20 protein-coding genes and 1 riboswitch are annotated in these 24,907 nt (G+C 61.8%); of the genes, 5 read left to right on the plus strand and 15 right to left on the minus strand.

Going from position 1 to position 24,907, the window contains the following annotated elements; translation table 11 throughout:
• From GOQ28_RS18710 to GOQ28_RS07015, 4 genes are all read right to left on the minus strand, one after another.
• A partial coding sequence (locus GOQ28_RS18710) for a beta strand repeat-containing protein (RefSeq protein ID WP_442862082.1) occupies nt 1–3,802 on the minus strand: 3,802 nt, incomplete at its 3' end.
• Nucleotides 3,803–4,048: 246 nt separating this feature from the next.
• A complete protein-coding gene (gene nhaA, locus GOQ28_RS07005; protein ID WP_160355952.1) occupies nt 4,049–5,284 on the minus strand; it encodes a Na+/H+ antiporter NhaA in 1,236 nt (411 codons plus the stop codon).
• A 325-nt stretch (nt 5,285–5,609) separates the two neighbouring features.
• Complete coding sequence (locus GOQ28_RS07010; protein ID WP_160349769.1) at nt 5,610–5,813, minus strand: hypothetical protein; 204 nt, start codon at nt 5,811–5,813, stop codon at nt 5,610–5,612.
• A gap of 105 nt (nt 5,814–5,918) precedes the next feature.
• Nucleotides 5,919–6,368 (minus strand): PA2169 family four-helix-bundle protein, encoded by a 450-nt coding sequence (locus tag GOQ28_RS07015; protein ID WP_160349770.1) that lies wholly within the window; start codon nt 6,366–6,368, stop codon nt 5,919–5,921.
• Nucleotides 6,369–6,616: 248 nt separating this feature from the next.
• On the opposite strand from GOQ28_RS07015, the gene GOQ28_RS07020 reads away from it, so the two are divergent.
• On the plus strand, nt 6,617–8,074 hold the full coding sequence (locus GOQ28_RS07020; protein ID WP_160355953.1) for a cryptochrome/photolyase family protein: 1,458 nt from the start codon (nt 6,617–6,619) through the stop codon (nt 8,072–8,074).
• A 42-nt stretch (nt 8,075–8,116) separates the two neighbouring features.
• On the opposite strand, the gene GOQ28_RS07025 is transcribed toward GOQ28_RS07020, so the two are convergent.
• On the minus strand, nt 8,117–8,401 hold the full coding sequence (locus GOQ28_RS07025; protein WP_160349772.1) for an acylphosphatase: 285 nt from the start codon (nt 8,399–8,401) through the stop codon (nt 8,117–8,119).
• A 169-nt stretch (nt 8,402–8,570) separates the two neighbouring features.
• Between GOQ28_RS07025 and GOQ28_RS07030 the strand changes: the two genes are divergently transcribed.
• A complete protein-coding gene (locus GOQ28_RS07030) occupies nt 8,571–9,734 on the plus strand; it encodes an alpha-hydroxy acid oxidase (protein ID WP_160355954.1) in 1,164 nt (387 codons plus the stop codon).
• Between the two features lie 89 nt (nt 9,735–9,823).
• The gene (locus tag GOQ28_RS07035; protein WP_160355955.1) at nt 9,824–10,654 is read left to right on the plus strand and encodes an AraC family transcriptional regulator; all 831 of its coding nucleotides are present in this window, start codon (nt 9,824–9,826) and stop codon (nt 10,652–10,654) included.
• 12 nt (nt 10,655–10,666) lie between these two features.
• Here the strand turns inward: GOQ28_RS07035 and GOQ28_RS07040 are convergent, their stop codons facing one another.
• Nucleotides 10,667–11,614, minus strand: a complete 948-nt coding sequence (locus GOQ28_RS07040) for a BMP family protein (RefSeq protein WP_236844263.1) — start codon at nt 11,612–11,614, stop codon at nt 10,667–10,669.
• A 344-nt stretch (nt 11,615–11,958) separates the two neighbouring features.
• Here GOQ28_RS07040 and GOQ28_RS07045 point away from each other — a divergent pair, with 344 nt between their 5' ends.
• Complete coding sequence (locus GOQ28_RS07045; protein WP_160355957.1) at nt 11,959–12,489, plus strand: nucleoside 2-deoxyribosyltransferase; 531 nt, start codon at nt 11,959–11,961, stop codon at nt 12,487–12,489.
• On the opposite strand, the gene ribB is transcribed toward GOQ28_RS07045, so the two are convergent.
• The 3 genes from ribB to GOQ28_RS07060 all read right to left on the minus strand — a co-directional run bounded on the left by ribB (nt 12,490) and on the right by GOQ28_RS07060 (nt 14,603).
• Entirely contained in the window at nt 12,490–13,143 is a 654-nt protein-coding gene (gene ribB, locus GOQ28_RS07050) for a 3,4-dihydroxy-2-butanone-4-phosphate synthase (RefSeq protein ID WP_236844264.1), read from the minus strand.
• Nucleotides 13,144–13,359: 216 nt separating this feature from the next.
• Nucleotides 13,360–13,510: riboswitch (FMN riboswitch) on the minus strand.
• A gap of 63 nt (nt 13,511–13,573) precedes the next feature.
• Nucleotides 13,574–14,074 (minus strand): SET domain-containing protein, encoded by a 501-nt coding sequence (locus GOQ28_RS07055; RefSeq protein WP_160355959.1) that lies wholly within the window; start codon nt 14,072–14,074, stop codon nt 13,574–13,576.
• Between the two features lie 55 nt (nt 14,075–14,129).
• Nucleotides 14,130–14,603 carry an Lrp/AsnC family transcriptional regulator gene (locus GOQ28_RS07060; protein WP_160349779.1) on the minus strand — a complete coding sequence of 158 codons (474 nt, stop codon included), beginning with the start codon at nt 14,601–14,603 and terminating at the stop codon, nt 14,130–14,132.
• Between the two features lie 101 nt (nt 14,604–14,704).
• On the opposite strand from GOQ28_RS07060, the gene ilvB reads away from it, so the two are divergent.
• The gene (gene ilvB / locus GOQ28_RS07065; protein ID WP_160355960.1) at nt 14,705–16,519 is read left to right on the plus strand and encodes a biosynthetic-type acetolactate synthase large subunit; all 1,815 of its coding nucleotides are present in this window, start codon (nt 14,705–14,707) and stop codon (nt 16,517–16,519) included.
• A gap of 547 nt (nt 16,520–17,066) precedes the next feature.
• Here ilvB and GOQ28_RS07070 read toward each other — a convergent pair.
• The 6 genes from GOQ28_RS07070 to GOQ28_RS07095 all read right to left on the minus strand — a co-directional run bounded on the left by GOQ28_RS07070 (nt 17,067) and on the right by GOQ28_RS07095 (nt 24,861).
• On the minus strand, nt 17,067–18,503 hold the full coding sequence (locus GOQ28_RS07070) for an aldehyde dehydrogenase family protein (protein WP_160355961.1): 1,437 nt from the start codon (nt 18,501–18,503) through the stop codon (nt 17,067–17,069).
• Nucleotides 18,504–18,558: 55 nt separating this feature from the next.
• Nucleotides 18,559–19,353 carry an SDR family oxidoreductase gene (locus tag GOQ28_RS07075; RefSeq protein WP_160355962.1) on the minus strand — a complete coding sequence of 265 codons (795 nt, stop codon included), beginning with the start codon at nt 19,351–19,353 and terminating at the stop codon, nt 18,559–18,561.
• Nucleotides 19,354–19,380: 27 nt separating this feature from the next.
• Nucleotides 19,381–20,232, minus strand: a complete 852-nt coding sequence (locus tag GOQ28_RS07080) for an ABC transporter permease (RefSeq protein WP_160349783.1) — start codon at nt 20,230–20,232, stop codon at nt 19,381–19,383.
• 15 nt (nt 20,233–20,247) lie between these two features.
• Nucleotides 20,248–21,018, minus strand: a complete 771-nt coding sequence (locus GOQ28_RS07085; RefSeq protein ID WP_160355963.1) for an ABC transporter ATP-binding protein — start codon at nt 21,016–21,018, stop codon at nt 20,248–20,250.
• Between the two features lie 26 nt (nt 21,019–21,044).
• On the minus strand, nt 21,045–22,106 hold the full coding sequence (locus GOQ28_RS07090; protein ID WP_160355964.1) for an ABC transporter substrate-binding protein: 1,062 nt from the start codon (nt 22,104–22,106) through the stop codon (nt 21,045–21,047).
• Nucleotides 22,107–22,248: 142 nt separating this feature from the next.
• Nucleotides 22,249–24,861 (minus strand): DNA topoisomerase III, encoded by a 2,613-nt coding sequence (locus tag GOQ28_RS07095; protein WP_160355965.1) that lies wholly within the window; start codon nt 24,859–24,861, stop codon nt 22,249–22,251.
• Nucleotides 24,862–24,907 lie beyond the last annotated feature (46 nt).

Genomic DNA, 24,907 nt, shown 5'->3' on the forward strand with positions numbered 1-24,907 from the left:
GATCCAGATAGATGGTGCCGCCGTTGCCCGCCGCCCCACCCGAGCCCCCGACAGCCACGGTGACATTGGTGGCGCCGGACACGCCGGACGCCGTCGCGGTGCCGCCTGTGCCGCCTCCACCGCCGATGGACTGCAGCACGATGCCGTCCGCGTAAGTACCCTGGGTCGAGATGGTGCCCGTGAAGCTGTTCAAAGTCACTGCGCCGCCGCCTCCTGCCGCACCGCCCTTGCCGCCCACGGACAACTGCATGGCATATGAATTGGAATCATCGCCTTCGTCTGACGGCGCGTTGCCTTTGCTGTCCGAGTCGCCGGAATCGGCGCCCGCCGATCCACCCAAACCCCCACCGCCGCCAATCGACTGGGCGAGAATGCCATCGGCATCGCCGCCCGCGGTTTTGATTGCGCCCTGAGGCGTTAACGTCAGTGCCGCGCCGTCGCCTGCGGTGGCGCCCTTGGCGCCTACGGAGATGTCTACACTGGCTTGGGAGCCGCTGCCATCGTCATTGCCACCGCCCCCGCCGTCGCCACTGTCGCCGCCGGAGCCCGACGCGGATAGCTGGACCGTCCCGCCTTGCGAGGCGCCGCCACCGCCGCCAATCGATTGCAAGAGCATGCCGCGCGATCCGGATCCGTAGGTTTGCAGCAGCGAGCCGGCATCCAATTGCGCGGTCATCGTGCCCCCATTGCCGCCGCCCCCACCTGTGCCACCGACGCCTACGGTGGCGTTGATCGATTGCCCCGAGCCTCCCGTTTTGCTGCTGCCGATGCCGGCATTGCCGCCGCCGCCGCCGATGGTCTGCACCATCACCGCGTTGGAGAAATCATCGTAGGTGGTGATGGACGAAGTGCCATCAACATACAGCTCGGCTTGGCCGCCATGACCACCCGCGCCCCCGCTGCCGCCCAAGGCCACGCTGACGGTGATCTGGAGGGTGTCGTCGGGTGCCGCCGTGGAGGTCGTGCTCATCGCGTGCGATGCGCCGCCCGCGCCGCCGCCGCCGCCGAGGGTTTGGGCAAGCACCCCGTGTGAACCGACACCGCCCGTGGCCACTTTCGTGCCCTGCTCCAGCACTACCTTCAGAATGCCGCCGTTGCCGCCGCTGCCTCCCGCTCCGCCCAGCGCTAGCGTGGTCGCGATGGCAATCGAGCCGTCGCCGGTGGGAATACCCAGATCCAGGTCATTGGCCTGCGCACTGCCGCCGTTGCCGCCGCCACCGCCGATGGCCTGGGCCAGTACCCCATAGGAATCCGCGACCGCGATGTTCGATTGCCCGCCGCCCGTGGTGACGCCCGTGTTTTTCAGGCCCACCGCGACAGTCCCACTGCCGCCGCCATTGCCGGCCGTGCCGCCAATGGTCACTGCGGTGCCGAAGAACGCGTTCAGGCTGGAGCCATGCGCGGCGCCGCCATTGCCGCCACCACCACCGATCGATTGGGCTACGATGGCCGGCGCGGCGATGCCCTGAGTGCTGACGCTGGAATTTTCCAGGCCTATGGTGGTGTTGCCGCTGTTGCCGCCTTGCGCGCCCGCGCCGCCGATGGACAGACTGACGAAGTCGATGCCCTCCTGCGTTGAAGAACCCCCGGTGCCGCCCCCGCCGCCGATCGATTGCGCCAGCAGGCCTATCGCGCCGGCTCCCTGTGTCGCCAGCTTTGTCCCGGAGCCGAGTATTTGCACCACCACGCCTGTACCGCCGCCGCTGCCACTGCCACCCAGTGCAGGGGGCGCGACGGATTCCCCGGCAGACAGGCTGAAAACGCTGCCGCCATTGCCGCCGCCGCCGCCGATCGATTGCGCGACCGCGCCGTGTGCGTAAAGGCCCGACGTCGTGATCGCGCTGCCGCTTTGCAGGTTGATATTGACGGTGTCCGCGTCGCCAGCGGCGCCACCCTGCCCACCTACCGCGGACACGCCCGCCGCCGAACCCGCATTGCCGCCGCCACCGCCGATGGACTGCGCCAGGATTCCAATTCCTGCCTCGCCCGTGGTCGTGATCGCGCCGCTTAACGTCGTGTCAACGGTGCCGCCTGTGTTGCCGCTACCGGCCGTGCCGCCCACGGAAATGATGCCGGAGGCGCTGCCGGCATTGCCACCGCCGCCGCCAATCGACTGCAACAGGCCGCCAATCGCGCCTGTTCCTGTCGTGTTGACCGTCCCGCCCAGGTTCGCCTTTACGGACCCGCCATTGCCGCCGGCACCGCCGCCACCGCCCAGTGCGATCACTCCGCTCCCGGTCGCGCCGGTACCACCACTACCGCCCAGGGATTGCGCCAGTATTCCATGGGCGTACTGGCCGGATGTCGATACCGCCGCAGCGGTATTGACGGTCGATTGCCCGCCATTGCCGCCCACGCCGCCGTCGCCCGAGCTGCCGTTTATCCAACTGCTCCACGCGCCGCCAGAGCCGCCTGCGCCGGCCATGGACTGAGTCACGACTGCGATGGCGTAGTCGCCGGTGGTCTTGATCTGTGTGGCGCTGTCCAGGTTCGCGGTGGCGACGCTACCGCCTGCGCCTTGACCGCCTTGGCTGGTACCCAAGCCTCCCAGCCCGCCTATGCTCTGCACCAGTACGCCGTATGCGCCCGTGCCAGAAGTGTTGACCGAGCTGTTGTCGAGGGTGGCCGTGGCGGCACCTGCCGCGCCACCATCGCCCCCGTTGGAGGCGGGAGGCTGCGAGTTGTTGGCATCGGTCCCGCCATTGCCGCCGCGCGACACTACTTGTACGCCGTAGAGATAGTCGCCGGTCGCCGTGACGGCCGCGTTGTAGACATTGGCCTCGGCGCCCAGCGAGTCGCCGCCCTCGCCCCCGGTGCCGTCGTTGGTGCCGTAGTTTCCGCCATGCCCGCCCAGCGACATCGCCAGGATGGCGGCACTGTCGTCCTGGGTCGCTTGGGTGGTGGCCGCCGTGATGGTGGTGAGCACGCTGCCGGGGCCGTTCGATCCGACGTTGGCCGTAACCTGCCCGGCTTGTCCGCCATCACCGCCTTGATCTTCGGTAAAGGTGTTTGTGCCGCCTTCGCCGCCGATACTGCTAGCCACGACCGCAGCGACGCTGCTGCAGCGGCTCACGCCAAACGTGTTGCTGCAGGCGGTCTGAGCCGTCGGAGACCAATAGACGGCCACGTTGCCCGTCACGTTGGCAGTCGCGCTCCAGGCGTTGCCGCCCGCGCCGGTGGGCTCTCCGTCACTGTTGTCCCCCTTGGTTTGATCGCCTCCTCTGCCTCCCAGACTCTGTGCGACGACGCCCCATCCCATGTCGTTGCCGTTCAGATACGCCGCGGCAGTGCCCAGCGATACGTTGGCTGCGCTGGTGACAGTGACCGAGGCGGCGCTGCCGCCGGTGCCACCGTAATGATCGATCACGCCTGCGTCGGGTTGCGCACCCATGCCGCCACGCGAACTGCCCAATAGGCCGATGACGCCGTGCTGGAGGTTGGCGCCCGGCGCCGTCGGTGCTGAGATGGTGATGTTGGCACCGGCGGTATTAGTCAGGTTGACCTGCGCGCCGTCGCCACCGTTGCCGCCGTTGTCATGCGAGTCGGGCGTGGCACCATTGCCGCCAATACTGGCCGCCCGCACACCGATGACCAAGGTATCGCTGCTCGTGGGGGTGATGGCGACCGTGCCGCTGTTGGTATACGTGACAGCGCCGGCCTGCCCACCGTTCACGTTGTCTGCAGTGCCGACGGTCCCTTGGCTGACCTCCTGTACACCGACTGCGATCGAACTTGGATCGGCGGCGAGCGCCGGGGTGGTCGCGAGCAGCGACAAGGCAAAGGGGCTTGCGATGGGCTTCATGGGAGTGAGATCCGGTACGAGACGGCAGCGAACGTGGCGCTGCACGCCATCCTCCGGTTCGAACGGCCCAGGTGTCTATCGGTTTTGCGCTGCAGATGTACGGAATAACGTATTTTTCAATATGAAAGTTTAAGTAATAACCAGACACGCTGGCATTCGATGAGCCCGTATTGACTCCGATCTCGGCGCTAGCGGCTGGCTTGCGAATCGCCGAACCGATCTAGCGCCCCCAGGCCTTCAACTTCGCTACTGGGGTAGCCCAGGCGACTGCGGCTGCGTTTCGTCGTCAAAATCCATCGTATCCAAATCCGTGTCTGTAGGCAGCGGTTTCCCAAATATCTTCAGCCACACGAAGCCGAGCACGCCTGCAGTCAGAGACGCCAACAGGATCGCCATCTTGGAAGCGTTGATAACTTCCAGGTTGCCGGTGAATGCCAGATTGGTGATGAAGATCGACATCGTGAACCCAATGCCGCCTAACAGCCCCGCTCCGAAGATATGACGCCAGCGCAGATCGAGTGGAAGCTTACAGATGCCAATCGCGACGGCCAAGAAGCACAGCAGCGTAATACCCACCGGTTTGCCCATCACCAAGCCAGCAAGAATGCCAACGCTATTGTTCGAACTGAGTTCTTGTGCCCAATCGCCGCCGATGATGATGCCGGTGTTAGCGAGCGCAAAGATGGGCAGAATGATGAAAGCCACGGGCTTGTGCAAAATGTGCTCTAGCCGATGTGACAGCGAATGTTCGTCATCCTGTTTCGCGGTGAAGGGAATGGCGAAGGCCAACAGAATCCCAGCAATCGTGGCATGCACGCCCGATTTCAACATCAGCACCCACATCACTGCGCCGCCCACCAGGTACAGCGCGAGCGAGGTCACGCGCAGAAAGCGATTCATACATGCCAGTACCGCAAATACCGCCAAGGCGCCGAGCAAATAAGCCCACGACAATTCAGCGGTATAGAAGACCGCGATAACGATGATCGCGCCCAGGTCGTCCATCACCGCGAGCGCGGTAAGAAATACTTTAAGTGAAGCGGGAACACGGCTTCCCAGCAAAGCCAGAATACCCAGTGCAAAGGCGATATCCGTGGCCATCGGAATGCCCATCCCCGGCTGCGTGGGCGTTCCTGCATTGAGCAAAAAGTGAATCGAGGCCGGCACGATAATGCCGCCGGCGGCCGCGATAATGGGTAGCAGCGCGTTCTTAAAATCCGAAAGTTCGCCGTTGTACAACTCGCGTTTGAGCTCCAGGCCTATCAATAGAAAAAAGATTGCCATGAGGGCATCGTTGACCCAGTGCTCGATGCTCAATCCCGCGACCTTCACCTGCCATGCATGAAGGTACGCATCGCCCGCTGCAGAGTTCGCGATCAGCAAGGAGATGATGGTACAGGCGATCAACATAATGCCGCCCGCCTTCTCGGATTCGAAGAACTGTTTGAACGTGTTGGATAGCCTCTTTTCTACGATGGTCATAATGTCCTTTGCGTCTGAGATTGGTCGGTATATGAGGGGGAAGAGTCGTAGGCCGGCCAGACTGCAACGGGCTGTAGGACCAGGCGCGCGAACGCCCACGACGGCTCGATGCAGCTAGCGTCGACTGTGCAAAAGAGGAAAAGTCTGGAACAGAGAAAGCCCGGCCGTGCGCCGCAGCGTCGAGATGGAGATGCGATGTGTGGGAATTGTGGGCATATAAGGGACGCGCCTGTGGCGCGTGGCGGCCCGACCATCGCATTCCCTGCCACACGTGAATGTGTGAGCACCCGGGCTGAGTATACCCGGATGAGGTCTGTCGATGGAACTACTGGTTCAGCGCGGCTTTGGCGGCTTCTTCCGGGGTCAGACCGTCATAAAACATGTCGGTAAACCACTCGGCTTCGTCTTCGATATGTTGTTGAGCTTCTTCGCGCGACGCGCCAGCCGCGACGAACAATTCTTCTACTTCGGTACACCATTGGATCAGCGCGACTTCGTCGGGATCCGGGGGTTCAGGCTTTTTGGCCATGACTTGCTCCTGTGGATAGATAGACGAATCATACTGCGCGTGGGCCGACGCAATGACGTAAAAAAGCCCGGCATTTGCCGGGCACTCAATCGGTAAGCTTTACGCTTACTTCATGGCTTTGTAACGGTTGCGCAGGTCGCGAACTTGATCATGGTTGCGCAGCACGCCCTGGTATTGGCGTTCAACGATAGCGCGGATGTTTTCGGGCAGCGCTTCCTTCAGTGCATCGCTGTATTGCGCCTTGGCGACGTCTTCACCGCGTTCGCATTCTTCGAGGATCGCGAGATCGTCGCGACCGGCCACGGCGGCCTTCAGGTTAGTCCAACCGCGATGGATGGCGCCGGCCACCGTGCCGCTGTCTTCCGGCTTGCCGCCGAGTTGGCTCACTACGGTTTGCAGTTCGGCGGCGCCGGCAGCACAATCGCGCGCGCGGCTTTCAAACAACATTTTCAGCTCGGCCGTCTTTGTGTCCTCGGCGGCAGCGAGAAATCCTTTTTCGCCGTTCTTGGAGGTCTCAATTAGGTTGTTCAATACTTTAACGACATGATCGGCCATATGAATCTCCTTTAGCGTTAGTGCGGATGGTGAGGGATGACCCTCTGCGTCAGTCAACGTCGCAAGTAGCGTGCCCGTGGTGATCTTGGCCAGGATAAGGGCTTCAATAGACAGCGATAAACCCTGGCGCAATGCGGCACACGCGCTAAAGCGGTAAAGATGATTGAATCGGGTACCAGACGTGCTTACATTCTTGCGCATTGAGCGCGTCGCCCCGATGCGTTTACGTTCATTAGGAGTTCCAACTCATGCCCAGCCGTGCTCTCGTATGGATGCGACGCGATCTGCGTTGTGTGGATAACGCCGCGCTCTACCATGCGTTGCGACGCCATGAACACGTGTACTGCGCGTTTGTGTTTGACACGGATATTCTCGACGTGTTGCCTTCGCGCAGAGATCGGCGGGTGGAGTTCATACTGGCTAGCGTGCGCGAACTGGATGAGGCCTTGCGTGGGTTAGCCAAGCGCAGTGGCGCGCCGGGCGGCGGACTTATCGTCAGGCATGGATCGGCGCTGCAATGTATTGTCGAACTGGCCGGTCAACTCGGGGTGCAGGAGGTGTTGACCAATCGCGACTATGAGCCTGACGCGATAGCGCGGGATGAGCAAGTCGCAAACGCGCTGCGCGCGAATGGGATTTCGTTTAGCGATTACAAGGACCAAGTCCTGCTGGATCGGGACGAGGTGCTGAACCAACAGGGCAAGCCGTATAGTGTGTTCACGCCGTATAAGCGCGCGTGGCTGGCCAAGCTGGACGAGTTCCAGTTAAAGGCATATCCGGTTGATCGGTACGCACGGAATTTAGCCTCGCTGCCGGGAGGCGAGTCCATCCCCACGCTGGAACAGCTGGGTTTCGAGAAAACGAATTTGACCGCGCTACCCTTGCCGGCCGGCATGCAAGGCGGCGAGCAATTGCTGCAGGATTTCCTGCCGCGTATGGCGGCGTATAAAGAGGCTCGCGATTTTCCGGGACGCAAGGGTGTCTCGTATCTGTCCGTGCATCTGCGATTCGGCACGGTGTCGATTCGGCGACTGGCGGCCTATGCTGCACAACGCGCGGCGCAAGGATGCGAAGGGGCGCAGACCTGGCTGTCAGAGCTTGCGTGGCGCGACTTTTACTTCATGATTTTGTGGCATCACCCACATGTGGTGACTCAGGCGTATCGGTCGGAATACGACCGGGTCAGCTGGGATGATGAACCGGCATTGTGGCAGGCTTGGTGCGAGGCACGTACCGGCTATCCATTGATCGACGCGGCGATGCGTCAATTGCTGCAGACTGGCTATATGCACAACCGCTTGCGCATGGTGGTGGCCAGCTTTTTGACCAAGGATCTAGGAATCGATTGGCGGCTGGGCGAGCGTTTCTTTGCCCGACATTTGAACGACTATGACTTGGCGGCGAATAACGGCGGATGGCAATGGGCCGCGTCCACGGGTTGCGATGCGCAGCCGTGGTTTCGTATCTTCAACCCCGTCGCGCAATCGCAGCGTTTCGATCCGGACGGTACGTTCATTCGACGTTATGTGCCCGAGTTGGCGCGGGTGCCCGACCGCCATATTCACTACCCTGCCGCCATGAAAGCGCGTGAGCTGGCGGCTTGTGGCGTGCGGCTTGGGGAGACGTATCCCATGCCTGTCGTGGATCATGCGCGGGCGCGGCAGCGCACATTAATGCGGTTTTCGTTTCTCGGTGAAGAAGAGTAAGCGACGAAACGTGCGCCGGCCGTCATCGATGGCTATGTGAACTTAAAGCTGCTCGAACCGCTTGTATTGTTTATCCGCATAGATCCGTTCCGTGATCACCTCTTTGACCACGGCCGATGGCGGGCCTCGGTGCAGCCATTGCAGCATGTGGTCCACTTGATCGGGCGTGCCTTGCACCATGGCTTGTACGGTTCCGTCTTCCATGTTTTGCACCCAGCCCGTCACCCCCAGCATATGGGCGCGCCGTACGGTGGCGTGACGGTAGCCCACGCCTTGAACAACCCCTTTGATAATGGCGTGGACGGTTTCGTGTTGCGGGACTTGCATGACGATCCTTTGATACCCGGTTATCTCGATAATTCAGTCGGCAAACGCGGCGCGTATACTGATGCCGCACGCGCTGTGCCAGAGGGCCGCGCCCTGCCCGTCTTGTCGGGTCAGGAAACGACGCAGCGTCGGTTTCCATTGTCCGCCCTCTATTTTGCATGAATGTCCCATGAACCCGAATCTTGCCAAGATCACTTGCATCGAAGACTTGCGCGTATTGGCGCAAAAGCGCGTACCGCGCATGTTTTATGACTATGCCGACTCCGGCGCCTGGACTGAAAGCACGTATCGCGCGAACGAAACGGATCTGCAGCGCATCAAGCTGCGTCAGCGCGTGGCGGTCAATATGGAAGGACGGTCGTTGCGCACCACGATGGCGGGTGCCGATGCCGTGATGCCGGTGGCGATTGCCCCTACTGGCTTGACCGGCATGCAGCATGCCGATGGCGAGATCCTGGCGGCGCAGGCGGCCGAGGAATTCGGCGTGCCCTTTACGCTGTCGACGATGAGCATTTGTTCGATAGAGGACGTCGCGCGGGCCACGAAAAAGCCATTCTGGTTCCAGCTGTACGTGATGCGCGATCGAGATTTCGTCGCCAGCCTGATCGACCGCGCCAAGGCGGCCAATTGCTCGGCGCTGGTGCTGACGCTGGATCTGCAGATCATGGGGCAGCGCCATAAGGACATCCGCAATGGTCTGTCCACACCGCCTAAACTGACGCTGGCAAACATGCTGAATCTGGCCACCAAGCCGCGCTGGTGTATGGGGATGTTGGGCACATCGCGTCGCACGTTTGGCAATATCGTGGGGCATGCCAAGGGCGTGGGGGATATGTCTTCGTTGGGTGCTTGGACAGCGCAGCAATTCGATCCCTGCCTGAGCTGGAAGGATGTGGAATGGATCAAGCAGCGTTGGGGCGGCAAGCTGATCCTCAAAGGCGTGCTGGACGAGGAAGACGCCCGCATGGCGGCCGAGACCGGCGCGGATGCGCTGATCGTCAGCAATCATGGCGGGCGCCAGCTCGATGGCGCGATGTCCTCGATCGCCGCCCTGCCCGCGATTGCCGATGCCGTGGGCTCGCGTATCGAAGTCTGGATGGATGGCGGTATCCGCTCGGGTCAGGATGTGCTCAAAGCCGTCTGCCTGGGTGCGCGCGGCACCATGATCGGCCGGGCGTTCTTGTATGGGCTGGGCGCCTATGGGAAAGCCGGGGTGACGCGCGCCCTGGAAATCCTTTACAAAGAAATGGATGTCACGATGGCGCTATGCGGGCGCAAGAGCCTGACGCCCGGCGATCGCAGTTTGCTGCTGCCAGGGACGTACCCGCAATAACATTCGACGGGGCGAATGCGCATGCGGCGAGGGTAAAACCGCAAAATCTGCAAAGCACCCTCCGCTACAGTGACGTCACTGGAGAACGCATGAAGCCCCGAACCCGTCTTCATTACGCCGCCCGGCTGGAACCGGTGCTGCGTTGGCTGGCGGCGCATCCCGATGCCGCGCCGGACCTGTATCACCTGGCCGACTTGGCGTGCCTGTCGCCCTATCATTTCCACCGCGTATATCGCGGATTGATGGGCGAGACGGTCAAGGCGACGATGCTGCGAGCCCGCATGCATCGGGCCTCGGTGGATCTCGCCGAAGGTCGCCCGTTGAGTCAGGTGGCCGCACGCGCGGGATATACGTCGATCGCGGCTTTTAATCGCGCGTTCGGGTCGGCATTTGGCATGCCGCCGGGCCGATATCGACAGGCGCGCTCCAGGCCCTTTAACCCTGAGGAGCTTGGCATGTACCCGATCACTATCGAGACTTTTGAAGGCGCGACCCTGGCGACCATTGCCCATCAAGGCGATTATCAGGAGATAGGCGCGACGTTCGATCAGCTTTTCCTGATGGCTACGGCGCGGGGGCTGGTCAATGATGCGACGCGCACTTTCGGCGTCTACTTCGATGACCCGGAGCAGGTGCCCACGGACGACTTGCGGGCGCTGGCCGGACTGACTTTGCCGGCCGGGCATCCTGTGGATAAGGACTTTGACGAATTCACGCTGCCGATTACGCGCTGTGCGGTGCTGCACTATACCGGGCCGTATAGCGAGATCGAGGCGGCGTACCAATGGTTGCTGGCAGAATGGCTGCCGGCCAGTGGCGAAGAAACGCGCGACTTTCCGATCTGGGAGGAATATCTGAACGACCCCAAGACGACGCCCGCTGCCGAATTGCAGACACGGATCTATCTGCCCTTGGCGTGACGGTGCCGGCCGCTATTGCGGGCGGTAGTCTTTCAGCTTGATGGTGAACGTGCCTTCGAGCATGGTCTGCTGGCGGGCGCGCACGCGAGCCATGAGCGCCTCCGGCACTTTGTTTTCGAAATTTCTCAGCGGTGCCAGCGCCGCCCCCTGGTAGCGCATGTGGGAATACTTGCCATAGTCGTCGGCCTGGAATGTGCCGCGTCGGACCATGGTGAGCGCGCGCTCAAGCGTGGGGCCCACATCCCAGACAGCCGAGGTGATGATGGTGTCCGGGTAATAGGGCTGCCGGTCGACCGCGTGACCGATGACGTACACCCCGCGCTGTTGGGCGGCCGCGACCGCGCCGGTACGTTCGGCATAGATCACGTCGACGCCCTGATCGATCAGGCGATGCGCGGCCTGGCGGGAGGCGATGGGATTGAAACGGCTTTCGATAAACGTGGTGGTGAACTTGGCATCCGGGTTGACCTCGCGCACGCCGTCCTTGAAGGCATGGACCAGGCGGTTGGTGCGTGGGATCGGATGGCCGGCGATCACGCCGATGTTGCCGCTTTTGCTGACCCCGCCGGCGATCATGCCGGCCAGGTACAGAGGCTCGTAGATGTGGCTGTCAAAGACGGCCAGATTAGGCTGTTGCGGGCGTTCGAACGAGCCGACCAGGAATGCGATTTTGGGATAGTCGCGCGCCACACGGTAGACCAGGGCGGTGTCCTCGAAGGCCTCGCCGATGATGAGCTCAGCGCCGTTTCGCGCATGCTCGCGTAGCTTGCGCTCGTAGTCGTTAGGGGCGACGTTTTCCGAATAGGCGTATTCGATGTCACCGCGTTGTTGCGCCGCTCTCAGCGCCGCGTTTACCCGCGAAGCCCACGACTGCTCGACCGGCACGCCATAGACGGCAGATACCTTTACAGGAGGGGTGGATTGCGCGCCTGAGGGCCCTGCCATCCAAAGTGCGCCCATGGCTGCGCCTAGCTGTAGGAACGCACGGCGGCGATGTCCAAGCGTAAGCGTAGAGGGATGAGAGGGCATTCGAGAGTTTTCCTTGTCGCCAAGCCGGGATGCGGCGCAACGTCGCCCATATGGCGTGCCATGGATCATGACCGAGGGATAGGCGCGCAGCAGCTTGTAAGCGCTGTAACGACGATTATAGAGAGCTTGTAGGGGTTACGCGACGACTATGAGGGCTTAATCCCGACGCAGTGTGTGGCAATTCGGTATCGTGTCGCTGGGATACTGTGCAGGGTTACGATTCGCGTGGATAGCCGCGGGCATTGCAGCGAGCGGGTGCAGAGGTGGGAGGCCTTATGAAAACGATTTATTTGGCAGGATTTGACGTGTTTCGTCAGGATGCGGTGGCGCATGGCGAGGCGCTAAAGCAACTCTGTCTGCGTTACGGTTTTGAAGGCTGGTATCCGCTGGATAACTCGGCGCCTGAGCACCTATCCGGACGCGCGTTGGCGCAATGGATATACGAGGCCAACGTCGATCTGATCCGGCGCGCGGACCTGGTCATGGCGAATATGAATCCGTTTCGCGGGCATGAACCCGACTCGGGCACCGCGTTCGAGGTCGGTTATGCGATTGCCTTGGACAAACCCGTGTTTGTCTACCTTGATGAGGCGCAATCGTTGGTGCAGCGCATCGCGGTCGATCAACGCGATGACCCGCCGCGTCATGTGGATGCGGCGGGTTATGCGGTCGAAGATTTCGGGTTGAATCTGAACTTGATGCTGGCGTGCAGCGCGACCGTGGTGGTGGGCGATGCCGAACAGTGCCTGGTCCGGATCGCGCAGTCGTTTGATGCCGATCCGGTCGTATCAGGCGGCGATCGCTGATTAGGCTGAGGCCATCTCCGCGTGCGCCGTTTCAGCGGTCGACGCGTCGGCGTGTGCTTGCTGACGTCGATAGTCGGCAAGCTCGGCGATGGTCAGCGCCACCAGACCATGCTCGGCGGCGTATCGCGCGATGGCGTCGCCGCGCGTCATGGTGCCATCCGGGTTCATCAGTTCGCATAGCACGGCTGCGGGACGCAGGCCCGCCAAGATGGCCAGATCCACCGAGCCTTCGGTATGGCCACGGCGCGTCAATACGCCGCCCGGCTGGGCGCGTAGCGGGAAAACATGGCCGGGGCTGACGATGTCGTCGGCCTGGGCGCCCGGCGCGATCGCCGTGCGGATGGTGGTCACGCGATCGAGCGCACTCACGCCCGTGGTCACGCCGTGGCGCGCCTCGATGGAAACGGTGAACGCGGTGCTGAAGCGGCTTTGGTTGCGGCTCACCATGGGCGGCAGTTGCAGGCGATCCAGCGTCTCATCGGTGAGGCACAGGCAAACAATGCCGCTGCAGTCGCGGATCAATTGGGCCATGACCGGCACGGTCAGTTTATCGGCGGCAACGATCAGGTCGGCTTCGTTTTCGCGATCATCATCGTCCATCAAAATGACGGGGCGGCCCAGACGCATATGATGCAGCGCGCGTGCCAGACGCATGTGTAACGGCTGGGCAAACAGATCGGGGGGGGAATACGCGGCAGCGCCGAAAGAAAAGGCGGTGCTGGTGGTGTTGATGGTTGACATTTGAAACGCTCTCGCAAAAAGGGTGGCGAAAAACGTTTCAGGGCTCATGACAGTCCAGCCGCGCCCAGGCTCGCTCAGGCGGCGTCGCGCATAGCGGGACACAGCGCCCGCGTATCGCGGGATCGGCTGGCACATCTTCTTTCATCCGGACTATGACCGTCGGCTCTGGTTTCGCACCAGATCTGCTGACCCCGATAGCCATAAGGCACCGGGCGCTCGCGGGCTCGCCCCTGTGGGGCTTACCGCCGGTGGGGAGTTACACCCCGCCCTGAAGACGTACTGCGATGCCGTCAATGACGACGGCATGAATCGGATTGTACGCTGAGATGGACGCGCCTCAGCCCTACTCGGCCTTGTCGGCTTTCTTGGGCTTTCGTTTCTTGAGTGCGAGCATGGTGCCGCGACAGTCGGCCGATCCGCAAAGACAGCGATAGGCTTCCTTGAGCGATTTCGTGATGCGGCCGTCGATGACCAGGCCGTAATCGTAGACCAGCTCCTCGCCGCGCTTGATATCGCGCAGGGCACGAATGAAAACGCGTTTACCGTTGGCGCTTTCTTCGGATTCGCAGTTGGGTTCACAGGAATGATTGAACCAGCGTGCGTCGTTGCCCTTGTCGCCACCGTCGATAACGCGGCCCGAGCTCAGCGCGAAATAGAACGTGTGATAGGGGTCATCCGGATTGGTGGGATGGCGGCGATCGGCTTCCTTGGCGCTGATGCGGGCGCCTTCGTACTCGATGATCTCGGTGCCGGCGGGAATCTTGCGTGCGGCAAATACGCCGTTGCCGTGCAGCTTGGAGCGGCGCACAACGTGCCAGGGTTTGGAAGGGTCAGCAGTGGTCATGTGAGAAAGCCTGTTAGCGGGCCAGCTGGGATTATAGGTGTAATGCCATTGTGGCTTAGGGCTCGGTCCCGCTGTGCAGCGGCAGTTGCGTTTCTTTTAGCCGGCGCAACACGAAACAGGACTTGCTGTGGCGGATACCTGGGATGCGATAGAGCTGTTCGCGCAGCAGCCGTTCATAGTCGCGCGTGTCGCGCACGGCGATGCGGATGTAGTAGTCATAGTCGCCCGAGACCAGAAAGGCTTCGAGGACTTCGGGGATTTGCGCGAGCGCACGGCCGAACTCGTACAACGTTTCTTCGCTGTGGCTCTCTAGTGTGATGTGAACGATGACCGTGTCCATGAAGCCTAAACTGGCCGGGTCCAGATCCACGGTATAGCCTCGGATCACGCCGGCCGATTCCATGCGCTTGATCCGATTCCAGCATGGCGTGGACGATAAACCGACTGCCGCGCCGATCTCGTTCAGACTGGCTCGCGCGTTTTGCTGCAGCACCCGCAAAATGGCGAGGTCGAATTTGTCCAGGTTCATTCTCTGCGCTCCGGGGGATTTGTAGATGAATTTACTGGAAAAATGCCCTAGACGTAGAAAATAAGAGAAATCTTCTGCGGGGAAAGGCATAAGATATCCACATGAACGATCGCCTCCACGCCAGCGCCTTAGCCGCTTTGAATTCCACTGACCTTCCTGCCCGCAATGGGGCCCAGGTTTTACTCGATACGCTGATTGCGCGGGGTGTCGATACCGTGTTCGGATATCCGGGCGGCGCGGTGCTGCCGCTGTACGACGCGCTGTATGCCGAACCGCGTTTGCGCCATGTGCTGGTGCGTCACGAACAAGCGGCGGTGCATGCGGCCGAAGGGTATGCGCGTACGACCGGCAAAACGGGCGTGGTGTTTGTGACGTCCGGGCCGGGGATGGCGAATACGACTTCGGGTTTGCTCGACGCGATGTGCGATTCGATTCCGGTGCTGTGTATCAGCGGCCAGGTCGCGACGACGGCAATTGGGACCGATGCGTTTCAGGAATGTGATGCGTTGGGTATTTCGCGATCGATCACGAAGTGGAATACGCAGATCCATGATGTGGACGACGTGGCCGAGGTCGTAGGTCGCGCATTCGATCTGACGCGCCAGGGCCGGCCGGGGCCGGTGCTGGTGGACTTACCGAAAGATGTGCAGCTCAAGCCCGCGACGCCGGGTGTGCAGATGTTGGCGGCAGCCGAGCAGGCGCGCACTGCGACCGCACGCGCGCGCCGTCAAAGCGCCAAGACGCATTTGAAGCTGCCGCAAACCGCCATACGCCGCGCGGCCGCGCTGATCGCGGATGCCAAGCAGCCGGTGTTCTATGGCGGTGGTGGACTCGTGAATTCGGGTCCGGCGGCATGTCAGGCGTTTACCGAACTCGTGCGTCAAACGGGGGCGCCTTGCACGTTGACGCTGATGGGTCTGGGTGCGTTCCCTGCCTCTGATTCCCAGTTCGTCGGCATGTTGGGCATGCACGGCACGCTTGAAGCCAACATGGCGATGCACGAGGCGGATCTGGTGGTTTGCATCGGTGCGCGCTTTGATGATCGCATCACCGGCAAACTGTCTGAGTTCTGCCCCCATGCGCGCAAGATCCATATCGATATCGATCCGACCTCGATCAACAAAGTGGTGCGGGTGGATGTGGCGTTGGTGGGTGACTGTCTGCCATTGATCGATGCGCTGCGCGAGGCTTTGAATGAACACGCTTTGCCAGCCGAGCGCTTGACGGATTGGTGGCGCAGGATCGATACGTGGCGGGCCAAGGATTGTTTAGCTTACTCCCCGACCCCGGAAGCTATCTTGCCGCAGCAATTGATGCACCGCTTGAATGCCGCGCTGGCATCGCGCGATGCGATTGTCTCGACCGATGTGGGACAGCACCAGATGTGGGCGGCACAGTATCTGCGATTCGATCAGCCGAATCGTTGGCTGACCTCGGGTGGCGCGGGCACCATGGGATATGGACTGCCGGCGGCCATCGGGGCGCAGGTGGCGCATCCGGATAAGACGGTCGTGTGCGTCAGTGGCGATGCATCGGTGTTGATGAACATTCAGGAGTTATCCACCGCTAAGCAGCACGAGACGCCTGTGAAGGTGGTGTTGTGCAATAACGGGTATATGGGGATGGTGCGGCAATGGCAGGAGCTGATTCACGGTGGGCGCTACAGCCACAGCTATAACGCTTCCTTGCCGGATTTTGTTGCGCTGGCTCGGGCGTTTGGTTGGGGGGCGGCTCGGGTGGATGATCCGGCGCAGCTGGATGCCGCGTTGGCCGAATGTCTGGCGCATCCGGGGCCGTATTTCTTGGATGTGGTTGTGCAGGCGCAGGAGAATTGCTTTCCTATGATGCCGGCGGGGATGGGGCATCATCGGATGATGTTGTCTGAAGGGGTTTGGTATGAGGATGACAGCGTTTGATGGGGTGGTGCTGTAGGTACTGGGGGGCGTTGATGGTTCTTTAGGCGTGCCGCGGGGTTGCCCTTGGCCCCGCGGGCCTAGTCGCAGCGGCTCGGCCCGTTATCAGGGGCCTCGGTCCCCTTCGGGGACTTCCCGCCGCTCAAAAGGCCCGCGTGGCCAAGGGCAACCCCGCAGCACTCACAGTGGGGGCATGCGGCCGCCACACATCGCAGGCGAAGCAAACCGTTTTTGGGGTCATCATTAGCACGGCGCCCTTTCTCAGCGCACATCATGAGCCGGCGTGCGGTGCCCGTAGGCGTCACCGGCCCGTTGAGCGGCGATTTAGCCTCGCGCAGCGAGGCCGAGGCCCCTGCTCGTGGGCCGAGTCGCGGCGATAGGGCCGGTGACGCCTACGGGCACCGTACGCCGGCGTCTTAAGAACGAACAACGCCCCATCTATCCCCCGCTCCCCCCAAAAGAAGCAAGCACCCAAAACACAATCAGCCCCTGAACGCAGCAAATCCCGCATTTCACGAGCCGACCGTATCACGACCGCATCAACTCACCATCAATCGTGCTTGATAGAGATCGTCTTCAGCACCGTAAATCCATACAGCGCCTCAAACCCTTTCTCACGCCCATGCCCGCTGGCTTTCACGCCGCCAAAGGGCAACTCAATCCCGCCGCCCGCGCCATAGTTGTTGATGAACACCTGCCCGCTGCGAACCTTGCGAGCGATGCGCAGTTGGCGTCCGCCATCGCGCGTCCAGACGCTGGCGGCCAGGCCGTATTCCGTGGCGTTGGCGATGCGAACCGCGTCGGCTTCGTCCTCGAACGGCATGGCGGCCAGAACCGGGCCAAAGACTTCCTCCTGCGCCAAGCGATGGTCCACCGGCACATCGCGCAGCAGAGTTGGCGCTTGGTAATAACCATCAGCAGGCGCGCCGTCGGCGATTTTGCCCTGCGCGGCCGTCGCGATGCCATCTTGCTCGGCAGACTTCAGGAAGCTTTGTACGCGTTCCAGCTGCGTTTTGCGGATCAGCGGGCCGCAATCCAGGTCCATCGTCGCCGAGCCTGTACGCAAGGCCGAGAAGGCCTCTGAGAGGCGTTCCAGCACGCGTTCATAGGCGCTGCGCTCGATCAGCAGACGGCTGCCCGCAGAGCAGGTCTGGCCCGCATTCTGCACGATGGCGTTGACGGCGACCGGAATCAGCGCATTGATGTCGGCGTCAGCGAACACGATCTGCGGCGATTTGCCACCCAGTTCCAGCGTGACCGGGATATGACGTTCCGCCGCGGTCTGCGTAACCAGTACGCCAATGCGCGGCGAGCCGGTGAACGAAATGTGGTCGATGCCAGGATGGCGCGTCAGCGCGTCGCCCGCTTCGTGGCCGTAGCCCGTCACGATGTTGATGGCGCCCGGCGGAAAGCCCACATCGGCGGCCAGTTCCGCTACGCGTAACAGCGACAGGCAGGCGTCTTCGGCGGGCTTCACCACGCAGGCATTACCGGCTGCCAATGCGCCGCCCACGCTGCGACCGAAGATCTGCAGCGGATAGTTCCACGGCACCACATGACCGGTCACGCCATGCGGCTCGCGCAGCGTCAGGACCGTGTAGCCATTTTGATAGGGCAAGGTCTCGCCATGCAGCTTATCCGCTGCACCGCCATAGAACTCGAAATACCGGGCGATGGCGATCACATCCGCGCGGGCTTGCTTGGTGGGCTTGCCGCAGTCGCGCGATTCGATCTCGGTCAGTTCATCGACATGGTCGAGGATCTTCAGCGAGAGTTTCAGCATCAGACGACCACGCTCGGCAGCGGTGAGCTTGCCCCATGCGCCTTCGTCAAACGCCTTGCGCGCCGCGCGTACGGCCAGATCGATGTCGGCGGCATTGCCGCGCGGGATGGTGTCGTATTCCTGGCCCGTCGACGGATCGATGACAGGAATCGTCTCGCCGGAGCTGCCAGGAACGGAACGGTTATCGATGAAATGCTGCTTCATGCCTGTGAACCTCAAATGTGTCGTTGCAGATAATGCCGGCGTGATCACCGGGCAGCTAAAACAAAATGGATAAACCTCCGTCCACGGCCAGTACCTGGCCATTGACGTAGGAAGCGGCGGGCGAAGCCAGAAAGACCGCCGCGCCAGCGATTTCTTCCGGACGCCCCCAACGGCCCATGGGATTGCGATGCGCCATGCGTTGAAAGACTTCCGGGTCCTTGACCATCGCAGTGTTGGTTTCGGTGGCGAAGGTCCCGGGAGCGATGGCGTTGCTGGTGATGCCCAATGGGCCCAGCTCCGCCGCTAACGCGCGCATCATGCCGGTCAAGCCTTGCTTGGCGGCCGGGTATACGGCGTCACCCGCACGCGCTAATTCACCGGCAACCGAGGTGATGGTGATGATGCGGCCCGACTTTTGTTTCACCATGCGCGCGGCGGCATGTTTGGATATCAGCATGCTGGCGACCAGATCCGTTTCGATGAGGGCGCGGATCTCGGCGGCAGTGATGGTTTGCAGCGTCTGACGATTGCGGGCGCCCACGTTGTTGACGAGGATGTCCAGACGACCGAAATCCGCGTCGATCTGTTCAAAGGCGCGCGTGACCGCGTCGTCGTCACCAACATCGAACGCCAGCGCTGTCGCCGTCAAACCCTCATCGCGCAGCGCCCGGGCCGCGGATTCGGTGGCTTCGGGATTGCGGCCGTTGATCAGCACATGGGCGCCGCTCGCGGCCATGGCGCGCGCCATACACAGGCCTAGCCCGCGTGCAGAGCCGGTGATGAGCGCAACCTGACCGGCCAGCGAAAACTGCTGGAGGAAAGCCTGGTTAGCGAGGGTGTTCGTCGTCATGATGCGGTCGGGAAAGTCTCGGCAAAATTATTCGCGGAACTCCGGGGCCCAATGCAGTAGCCTGCGCTCAAGCCATGTGACAGCGTACACCAGCGCGATGCCTACGACCGACAGCAGCGTGACCGCCGCGAACATGTCGGTGGCATTCAACGTAGCGAGCGCCGTCACCATCAAGTACCCCATGCCGGTAGTTGATCCAACGAATTCCGCGAGCACCACACCAATCAACGCAAAGCTGATCGCATTGGGCAGCGCGGCAAACGTCCATGCGGCAGCGGTGGGCACGCGCACGCGCCACAAGATCTGACGCGGCGATCCGCCCAGCGTGCGGCAGAAATCCACGAGTTCGCGTTCCACGCTGCGTCCGCCTTTATAGGTGTTGAAGAACACCAGGAAGAACACCACGAACCACGAGGTCACGACTTTCGATGCCAGCCCCAAACCAAAGAACATGGTGATCAGCGGCACGAACGCGATACGCGGCATGGAGTTAAAGGCAACGATAAACGGATTGAAGATATCGGCCAACATCCGGCTTCGGCTAAGCACCATGCCCACGATAAATCCGCTGCCTACGCCCACGACCAGGCCGACCAGCGTGGCCTCCAGCGTGAGCCATAGATGCGGCCATACCGAGCGCGGGCCGGGCTGCAGCCATTCCCATAATCGCGCGGCGATGCGCGACGGCTGGCTGATAAAGAACGGATCGAAGATCGTGTTCTGCGCGAACCACGGAATGCTGGTCAAAATCTGCCAGCCGCCGATGATGGTGGCGAGGATCAGCAGCTGCCAGGCCGTGATGCGCAGCCGTCGCCGCACTTGCGCGCGGCGGTCTTGTTGCAGTTGATCCTGCAAGGAAGAAGCGTCGATTGCAGTCATGAATACTCGGCGGCGCTAGGCCGCGGCACGGAATTGTTCGCCCAGCACGCTCCATAGACTTTGAACGTGCGAGACAAACTGTGGCGTCTCGCGCAATACAAAGACATCACGGGGATGCGGGATGGTGATGCGTTCATCGAGCAGGACACGGCTGGGTGGACCCGATAGCACGATGACGCGATCAGACAGTGTGATGGCTTCATCCAGATCGTGCGTCACCATCACAACGGTCTGCCCGAGCTTTCGCCAGATCTCGATCAGCTCGCGATGCAGGTGCGTCTTGGTGTGCGTGTCCAGCGCGCCGAAGGGTTCGTCCAGCAGCAGGATGCGTGGCTCGACCGCCAGACTCATCAAGAGCGCCACGCGCCGCCGCATGCCGCCCGATAACTGATGCGGATAGGCATCGCCAAAACCGGTGAGATGCCCCAATTCCAGTAGCTCGACGACACGGCGTTCGATCCGCGCCGGGTCCACGCCCTGGAATTTCAAGCCGAGCGCCACGTTCTTGCGCACGGTGTACCAGGGCAATAGCGTGTCTTTCTGAAAGATATAGCCCAGGGCTGGCGGCACCTGTCCGTTGACCAGCTCGCCCGCCACGCGGATGGTGCCGGTGGTGGGCGCCAGAAAGCCCGCGATCATGTTCAGCAGCGTGCTCTTGCCGCAGCCGGACGGCCCCACGATAGATACGAACTCGCCTTCCGCGATGGAAAGCGAGACGTTACCGATCGCATGAACCATTCCGGCGCGGCCCTGATAGGCCTTGCCGACCTCGGAGATTTCAATCATCGTCGTTTCACGTCCTGCCCGCTGCATCAGGCCGCTTTGCGCGCGCGTTCCACGAAGGACATGTCCACGCATTGAGCATACGGCACACGCTTGAGCTCTTCGTTCGAGAACTGGCGATCGTCGCCCATGATGGCGATCATGCGATCGTAGGCGGCTGGCGTGATGATGTTGTCCTTCAGGAAAACGGTGTCCTTATAAATCGTCAGCGTTTTCTCGATGGCCGGGCGCGGGAAGGCGTTCAGGTAGTCATCGTAGATCGTGTCGGTGATTTCCTGCACGCTGTGATCGGTGATGAAGTTCTGAGCCTTTACCAGCGCTGTGACGAACGCCTGCACGACTTCGGGGCGTTTCTGGATGGTGTCTTGCAGTGTCAGCGCGGCGATACCGGGCACGTCGCCGCCCATGAATTCATTCCACGCGGCTTCGGTGGTGGCGTCGAAAATCGGCACGCCCCAGCCTTCGGCCTTGGCTTGCTCCATCATCGACATGGTGGCCATGCTGGCCGATACCGAACCCGTTTTCAGCGCGCCCAGCATGGTGGCCAGATCGCCCAGCGGACGCACATCGACTTTGTCGGCGATGCCGGCCTGCTGCATGAGATAAACCGCCATCAACCATGTCACCGACTGCGGCTGCGTGGCGCCAACGCGCTTGCCGGCGAGGTCTTTTAGCGATTTGATTTTGCCGCTCTCGTAGTCCTCGCGGCGCACGATCACGTTGGCGTAGGTGAGCTTGCGATCGAAACCGAAGATCAGGCTCGCGGGTTTACCCGCCAAGGTCAACGCGGGCGCAGCAGTCGCGGCGGTGGCGCCAAACTGGATTTGCCCGGCCGCCAGCATCTGCATGGTGCGCGGGCCGCTTTGCGAATTCAGGTACTCAACTTCGAGGCCGCCTTCACCAAAGTAGCCTTTTTTGAACGCCACATACGCGGCAGAGAAAAACGGATCGATGCTACCCAAACCGAATACGGCTTTGCCGAGCTTGGCTTGCGCAAAAGCGGGCGCGCCGATGAGGCTGGTGCCGGCGATGGCGGCGGTAGAGGCCAGAAACTGGCGGCGGGAAAAGGCACCTGTTTGCGAGCGCTGCATGTCATCCTCGAGAGTTGTTGTACGAAATTATTTTGCGAAACGATACTGCAAATGTGGAAAGACCGTGGGATTTCCACGGTCTTTTTAATGATGTGAGCCGGATCATACGATAGGGGATAACCCGGCTGCCGACCCAGCCTCGTCAGCTTGCCGTTTTGGCAGCGGCTTTCTTGGCGGCGGTCTTCTTCGTCGCGGCCTTTTTGGTGGCGGCTTTTTTGGGCGCCGCTTTCTTGGCCGCTGACTTGGCGGCGGTTTTGCTTGCCGTCTTTGTCGCCGTCTTGGCCGGCGCGCGTCCCGGTTTCGCCGCGCGCGGCTCGAACTCAAAGCCGATCTTGCCGTCGGGCTGACGCACCAAGAACGCCTTGAACTTGCGATTGGTGCGGCTGGAGACGAATCCATCTAGCAGATCGGTACGGCCATTCGTCAGCAGTTTGTGCATCTGCTCGCGCGAGATCTCCTGCTGCAAAATGATCTTGCCCGAACGGAAGTCGCAGGACTTTTCCGGGCCCACCGATTTCTCGCACACGTAGCTCAAGCCATGCTCGAAGACATTCGCGTGGCACTTGGGGCAGCCGCCCACCGGCGTGTGTCCCGTAAAGTCCACCGCTTCGTTGTCTTCTTCGTCGTTCTGGCCGAAGTCGAATTCGAGCTTGTTTTCGTCGCTGAGCCGCAAGATGGCGGCGAACGGACGGCCCATCTTGCTGATAAAGCCTTGCAAGGGACCGATCTCGCGCTTGGCCAGCAGCTCTTCGACTTCCGGCAGTTCGAACGTGCGCCCACCCGGGTGCTTGCCGATGGAGAAGTCGCAGTTCGTGCAAGCGAAACGGCGATAGTTTTCCTTGACCACGCCGCCGCATTTGGGACATGGGGTTGTCAAGGTGGCATAGTCGCCGGGCACGGTGTCGCGCTCGTATTCCTTGGCGCGCTTGACGATGACCTGGGTCATTTGCGCGATTTCGCGCATGAAGGCCTCGCGGTTCAAACCGCCCTGCTCGATCTGCTTGAGCTTGTGCTCCCATTCGCCCGTGAGTTCGGGCGAGGTGAGTTCGGTCACGTCCAAACCCGCCAATAGCGTCATCAACTGGCGCGCCTTGGCGGTCGGAACAAGTTCCCTGCCCTCGCGGCGCAGGTAGCCTTCGCCTAGCAAACCTTCGATGATGCCCGCGCGCGTGGCCGGCGTGCCCAGGCCGCGCTCGGACATGGCTTCGCGTAGCTCTTCGTCGTCGACCAGCTTGCCCGCGCCTTCCATGGCCGACAGCAGCGTGGCTTCGGTGTAGCGGGCCGGCGGCTTGGTGGCCAGACCCACGGCCTCGACATCCTCGGTGCGCACGGTCTCGTTGTCGCCCACCGGCACGAGGTTGGCGTCCTCGCCTTGCGCTTCCTTGCCGTAGACGGCCAGCCAGCCCGGCGACACAAGCACTTTGCCCTCGGTCTTGAAGCGATGACCCTGCACTTCGGTCAAGCGCGTGGTGACGCGGTACTCGGCCGGCGGGAAAAACACGGCCAGGAAACGCTTTAACACCAGATCGTAAAGCTTGCCCTCGGCCTCGCTTAGATCGTGCGGGATTTGCAGCGTGGGGATGATGGCAAAGTGATCGGAGACCTTTTTATTGTCGAAGATGCGACGATTGGGTTTGACCCAGTTCTGCTCTATGACGGTGCCTGCGTGACGCGACAGGCCGCCCACGGCGTTCGAGCCGCCTTGGGCCAGCGCCTGCATGGTCTGGCGCACCGTGCCCACGTAATCCTCGGGCAGGTAGCGCGAATCGGTACGCGGATAGGTCAGTGCTTTATGGCGTTCGTACAGGGTCTGCGCCAGTGCGAGCGTGGTTTTGGCGGAAAAACCAAAACGGCCGTTGGCCTCGCGTTGCAGCGAGGTCAGGTCGTACAGGGCCGGCGACATCTGGGTCGAGGGCTTGGACTCTTCCGTGACTTGACCGGGCTGTTCGCGACACGCGGCCACTACACTTTGGGCAGCCGCCAGCGACCAGAGGCGCGAATCGCGCTTTTCCGGATCGCGTTCGTCTTTCTTGAAATCCGGATCGATCCAGCGGCCCTGATAGAGACCCGCGGCGGCGACAAAGGTCGCATGGACCTCCCAGTAATCGCGTGACACGAAGCGGCGGATACGTTCTTCGCGCTCGGCCACAATCGCCAGCGTCGGCGTTTGCACGCGTCCGACGGGCGTTTTAAAGAAACCGCCGTCCTTGCTGTTGAACGCCGTCATGGCGCGCGTGCCGTTGATGCCCACCAGCCAGTCGGCCTCGGCGCGCGAGCGGGCGGCGGCCTCCAGCGGCTTGAGCTGGGCGTCATCGCGCAGATTCTCGAACGCCTCGCGGATGGCGGCCTGCGTCATGGACTGCAGCCACAGCCGTTTGATCGGCTTTTTCACCCCGGCGTACTGAATGATGTAGCGGAAAATCAGTTCGCCCTCGCGCCCGGCGTCACAGGCGTTGATCAGGCCGTCGACGTCCTTGCGCTTGGCGAGTTTGACCAGGAGCTTCAGGCGCTCGGCGGATTTCTTATCGGCCGGGCCCAGCTCAAAGGCTGGCGGGATCACGGGCAGGTGCGTAAAGCTCCACTTCCCTTTGACGGGATCGTTGGGCGCGACCAGCCCCAGCAAATGTCCGATGCTGGAAGACAGCACGTAACGATCACTTTCAAAATAGTCCCCCTCGCGCACGAAGCCTCCTAGGGCGCGCGAGATATCAAGGGCCACCGAGGGTTTCTCGGCAATAATCAGCGTTTTGCTCATGGGTATCCAGTGGCGGCAGACCCGCCGGTGTAGCGCGGATGATACG

This window comes from Bordetella sp. 02P26C-1 (assembly GCF_009763255.1).
In the GTDB taxonomy this organism is placed as follows: domain Bacteria; phylum Pseudomonadota; class Gammaproteobacteria; order Burkholderiales; family Burkholderiaceae_B; genus Bordetella_A.

What these genes read in the sequence shown, in the direction of transcription:
- nhaA (WP_160355952.1), bottom strand. Translation starts at nt 5,284, where the DNA reads ATGACCATCGTAGAAAAGAGGCTATCCAACACGTTCAAACAGTTCTTC.
- GOQ28_RS07010 (WP_160349769.1), bottom strand. Translation starts at nt 5,813, where the DNA reads ATGGCCAAAAAGCCTGAACCCCCGGATCCCGACGAAGTCGCGCTGATC.
- GOQ28_RS07015 (WP_160349770.1), bottom strand. Translation starts at nt 6,368, where the DNA reads ATGGCCGATCATGTCGTTAAAGTATTGAACAACCTAATTGAGACCTCC.
- GOQ28_RS07020 (WP_160355953.1), top strand. Translation starts at nt 6,617, where the DNA reads ATGCCCAGCCGTGCTCTCGTATGGATGCGACGCGATCTGCGTTGTGTG.
- GOQ28_RS07025 (WP_160349772.1), bottom strand. Translation starts at nt 8,401, where the DNA reads ATGCAAGTCCCGCAACACGAAACCGTCCACGCCATTATCAAAGGGGTT.
- GOQ28_RS07030 (WP_160355954.1), top strand. Translation starts at nt 8,571, where the DNA reads ATGAACCCGAATCTTGCCAAGATCACTTGCATCGAAGACTTGCGCGTA.
- GOQ28_RS07035 (WP_160355955.1), top strand. Translation starts at nt 9,824, where the DNA reads ATGAAGCCCCGAACCCGTCTTCATTACGCCGCCCGGCTGGAACCGGTG.
- GOQ28_RS07040 (WP_236844263.1), bottom strand. Translation starts at nt 11,614, where the DNA reads ATGGGCGCACTTTGGATGGCAGGGCCCTCAGGCGCGCAATCCACCCCT.
- GOQ28_RS07045 (WP_160355957.1), top strand. Translation starts at nt 11,959, where the DNA reads ATGAAAACGATTTATTTGGCAGGATTTGACGTGTTTCGTCAGGATGCG.
- ribB (WP_236844264.1), bottom strand. Translation starts at nt 13,143, where the DNA reads ATGCGTCTGGCACGCGCGCTGCATCATATGCGTCTGGGCCGCCCCGTC.
- GOQ28_RS07055 (WP_160355959.1), bottom strand. Translation starts at nt 14,074, where the DNA reads ATGACCACTGCTGACCCTTCCAAACCCTGGCACGTTGTGCGCCGCTCC.
- GOQ28_RS07060 (WP_160349779.1), bottom strand. Translation starts at nt 14,603, where the DNA reads ATGAACCTGGACAAATTCGACCTCGCCATTTTGCGGGTGCTGCAGCAA.
- ilvB (WP_160355960.1), top strand. Translation starts at nt 14,705, where the DNA reads ATGAACGATCGCCTCCACGCCAGCGCCTTAGCCGCTTTGAATTCCACT.
- GOQ28_RS07070 (WP_160355961.1), bottom strand. Translation starts at nt 18,503, where the DNA reads ATGAAGCAGCATTTCATCGATAACCGTTCCGTTCCTGGCAGCTCCGGC.
- GOQ28_RS07075 (WP_160355962.1), bottom strand. Translation starts at nt 19,353, where the DNA reads ATGACGACGAACACCCTCGCTAACCAGGCTTTCCTCCAGCAGTTTTCG.
- GOQ28_RS07080 (WP_160349783.1), bottom strand. Translation starts at nt 20,232, where the DNA reads ATGACTGCAATCGACGCTTCTTCCTTGCAGGATCAACTGCAACAAGAC.
- GOQ28_RS07085 (WP_160355963.1), bottom strand. Translation starts at nt 21,018, where the DNA reads ATGATTGAAATCTCCGAGGTCGGCAAGGCCTATCAGGGCCGCGCCGGA.
- GOQ28_RS07090 (WP_160355964.1), bottom strand. Translation starts at nt 22,106, where the DNA reads ATGCAGCGCTCGCAAACAGGTGCCTTTTCCCGCCGCCAGTTTCTGGCC.
- GOQ28_RS07095 (WP_160355965.1), bottom strand. Translation starts at nt 24,861, where the DNA reads ATGAGCAAAACGCTGATTATTGCCGAGAAACCCTCGGTGGCCCTTGAT.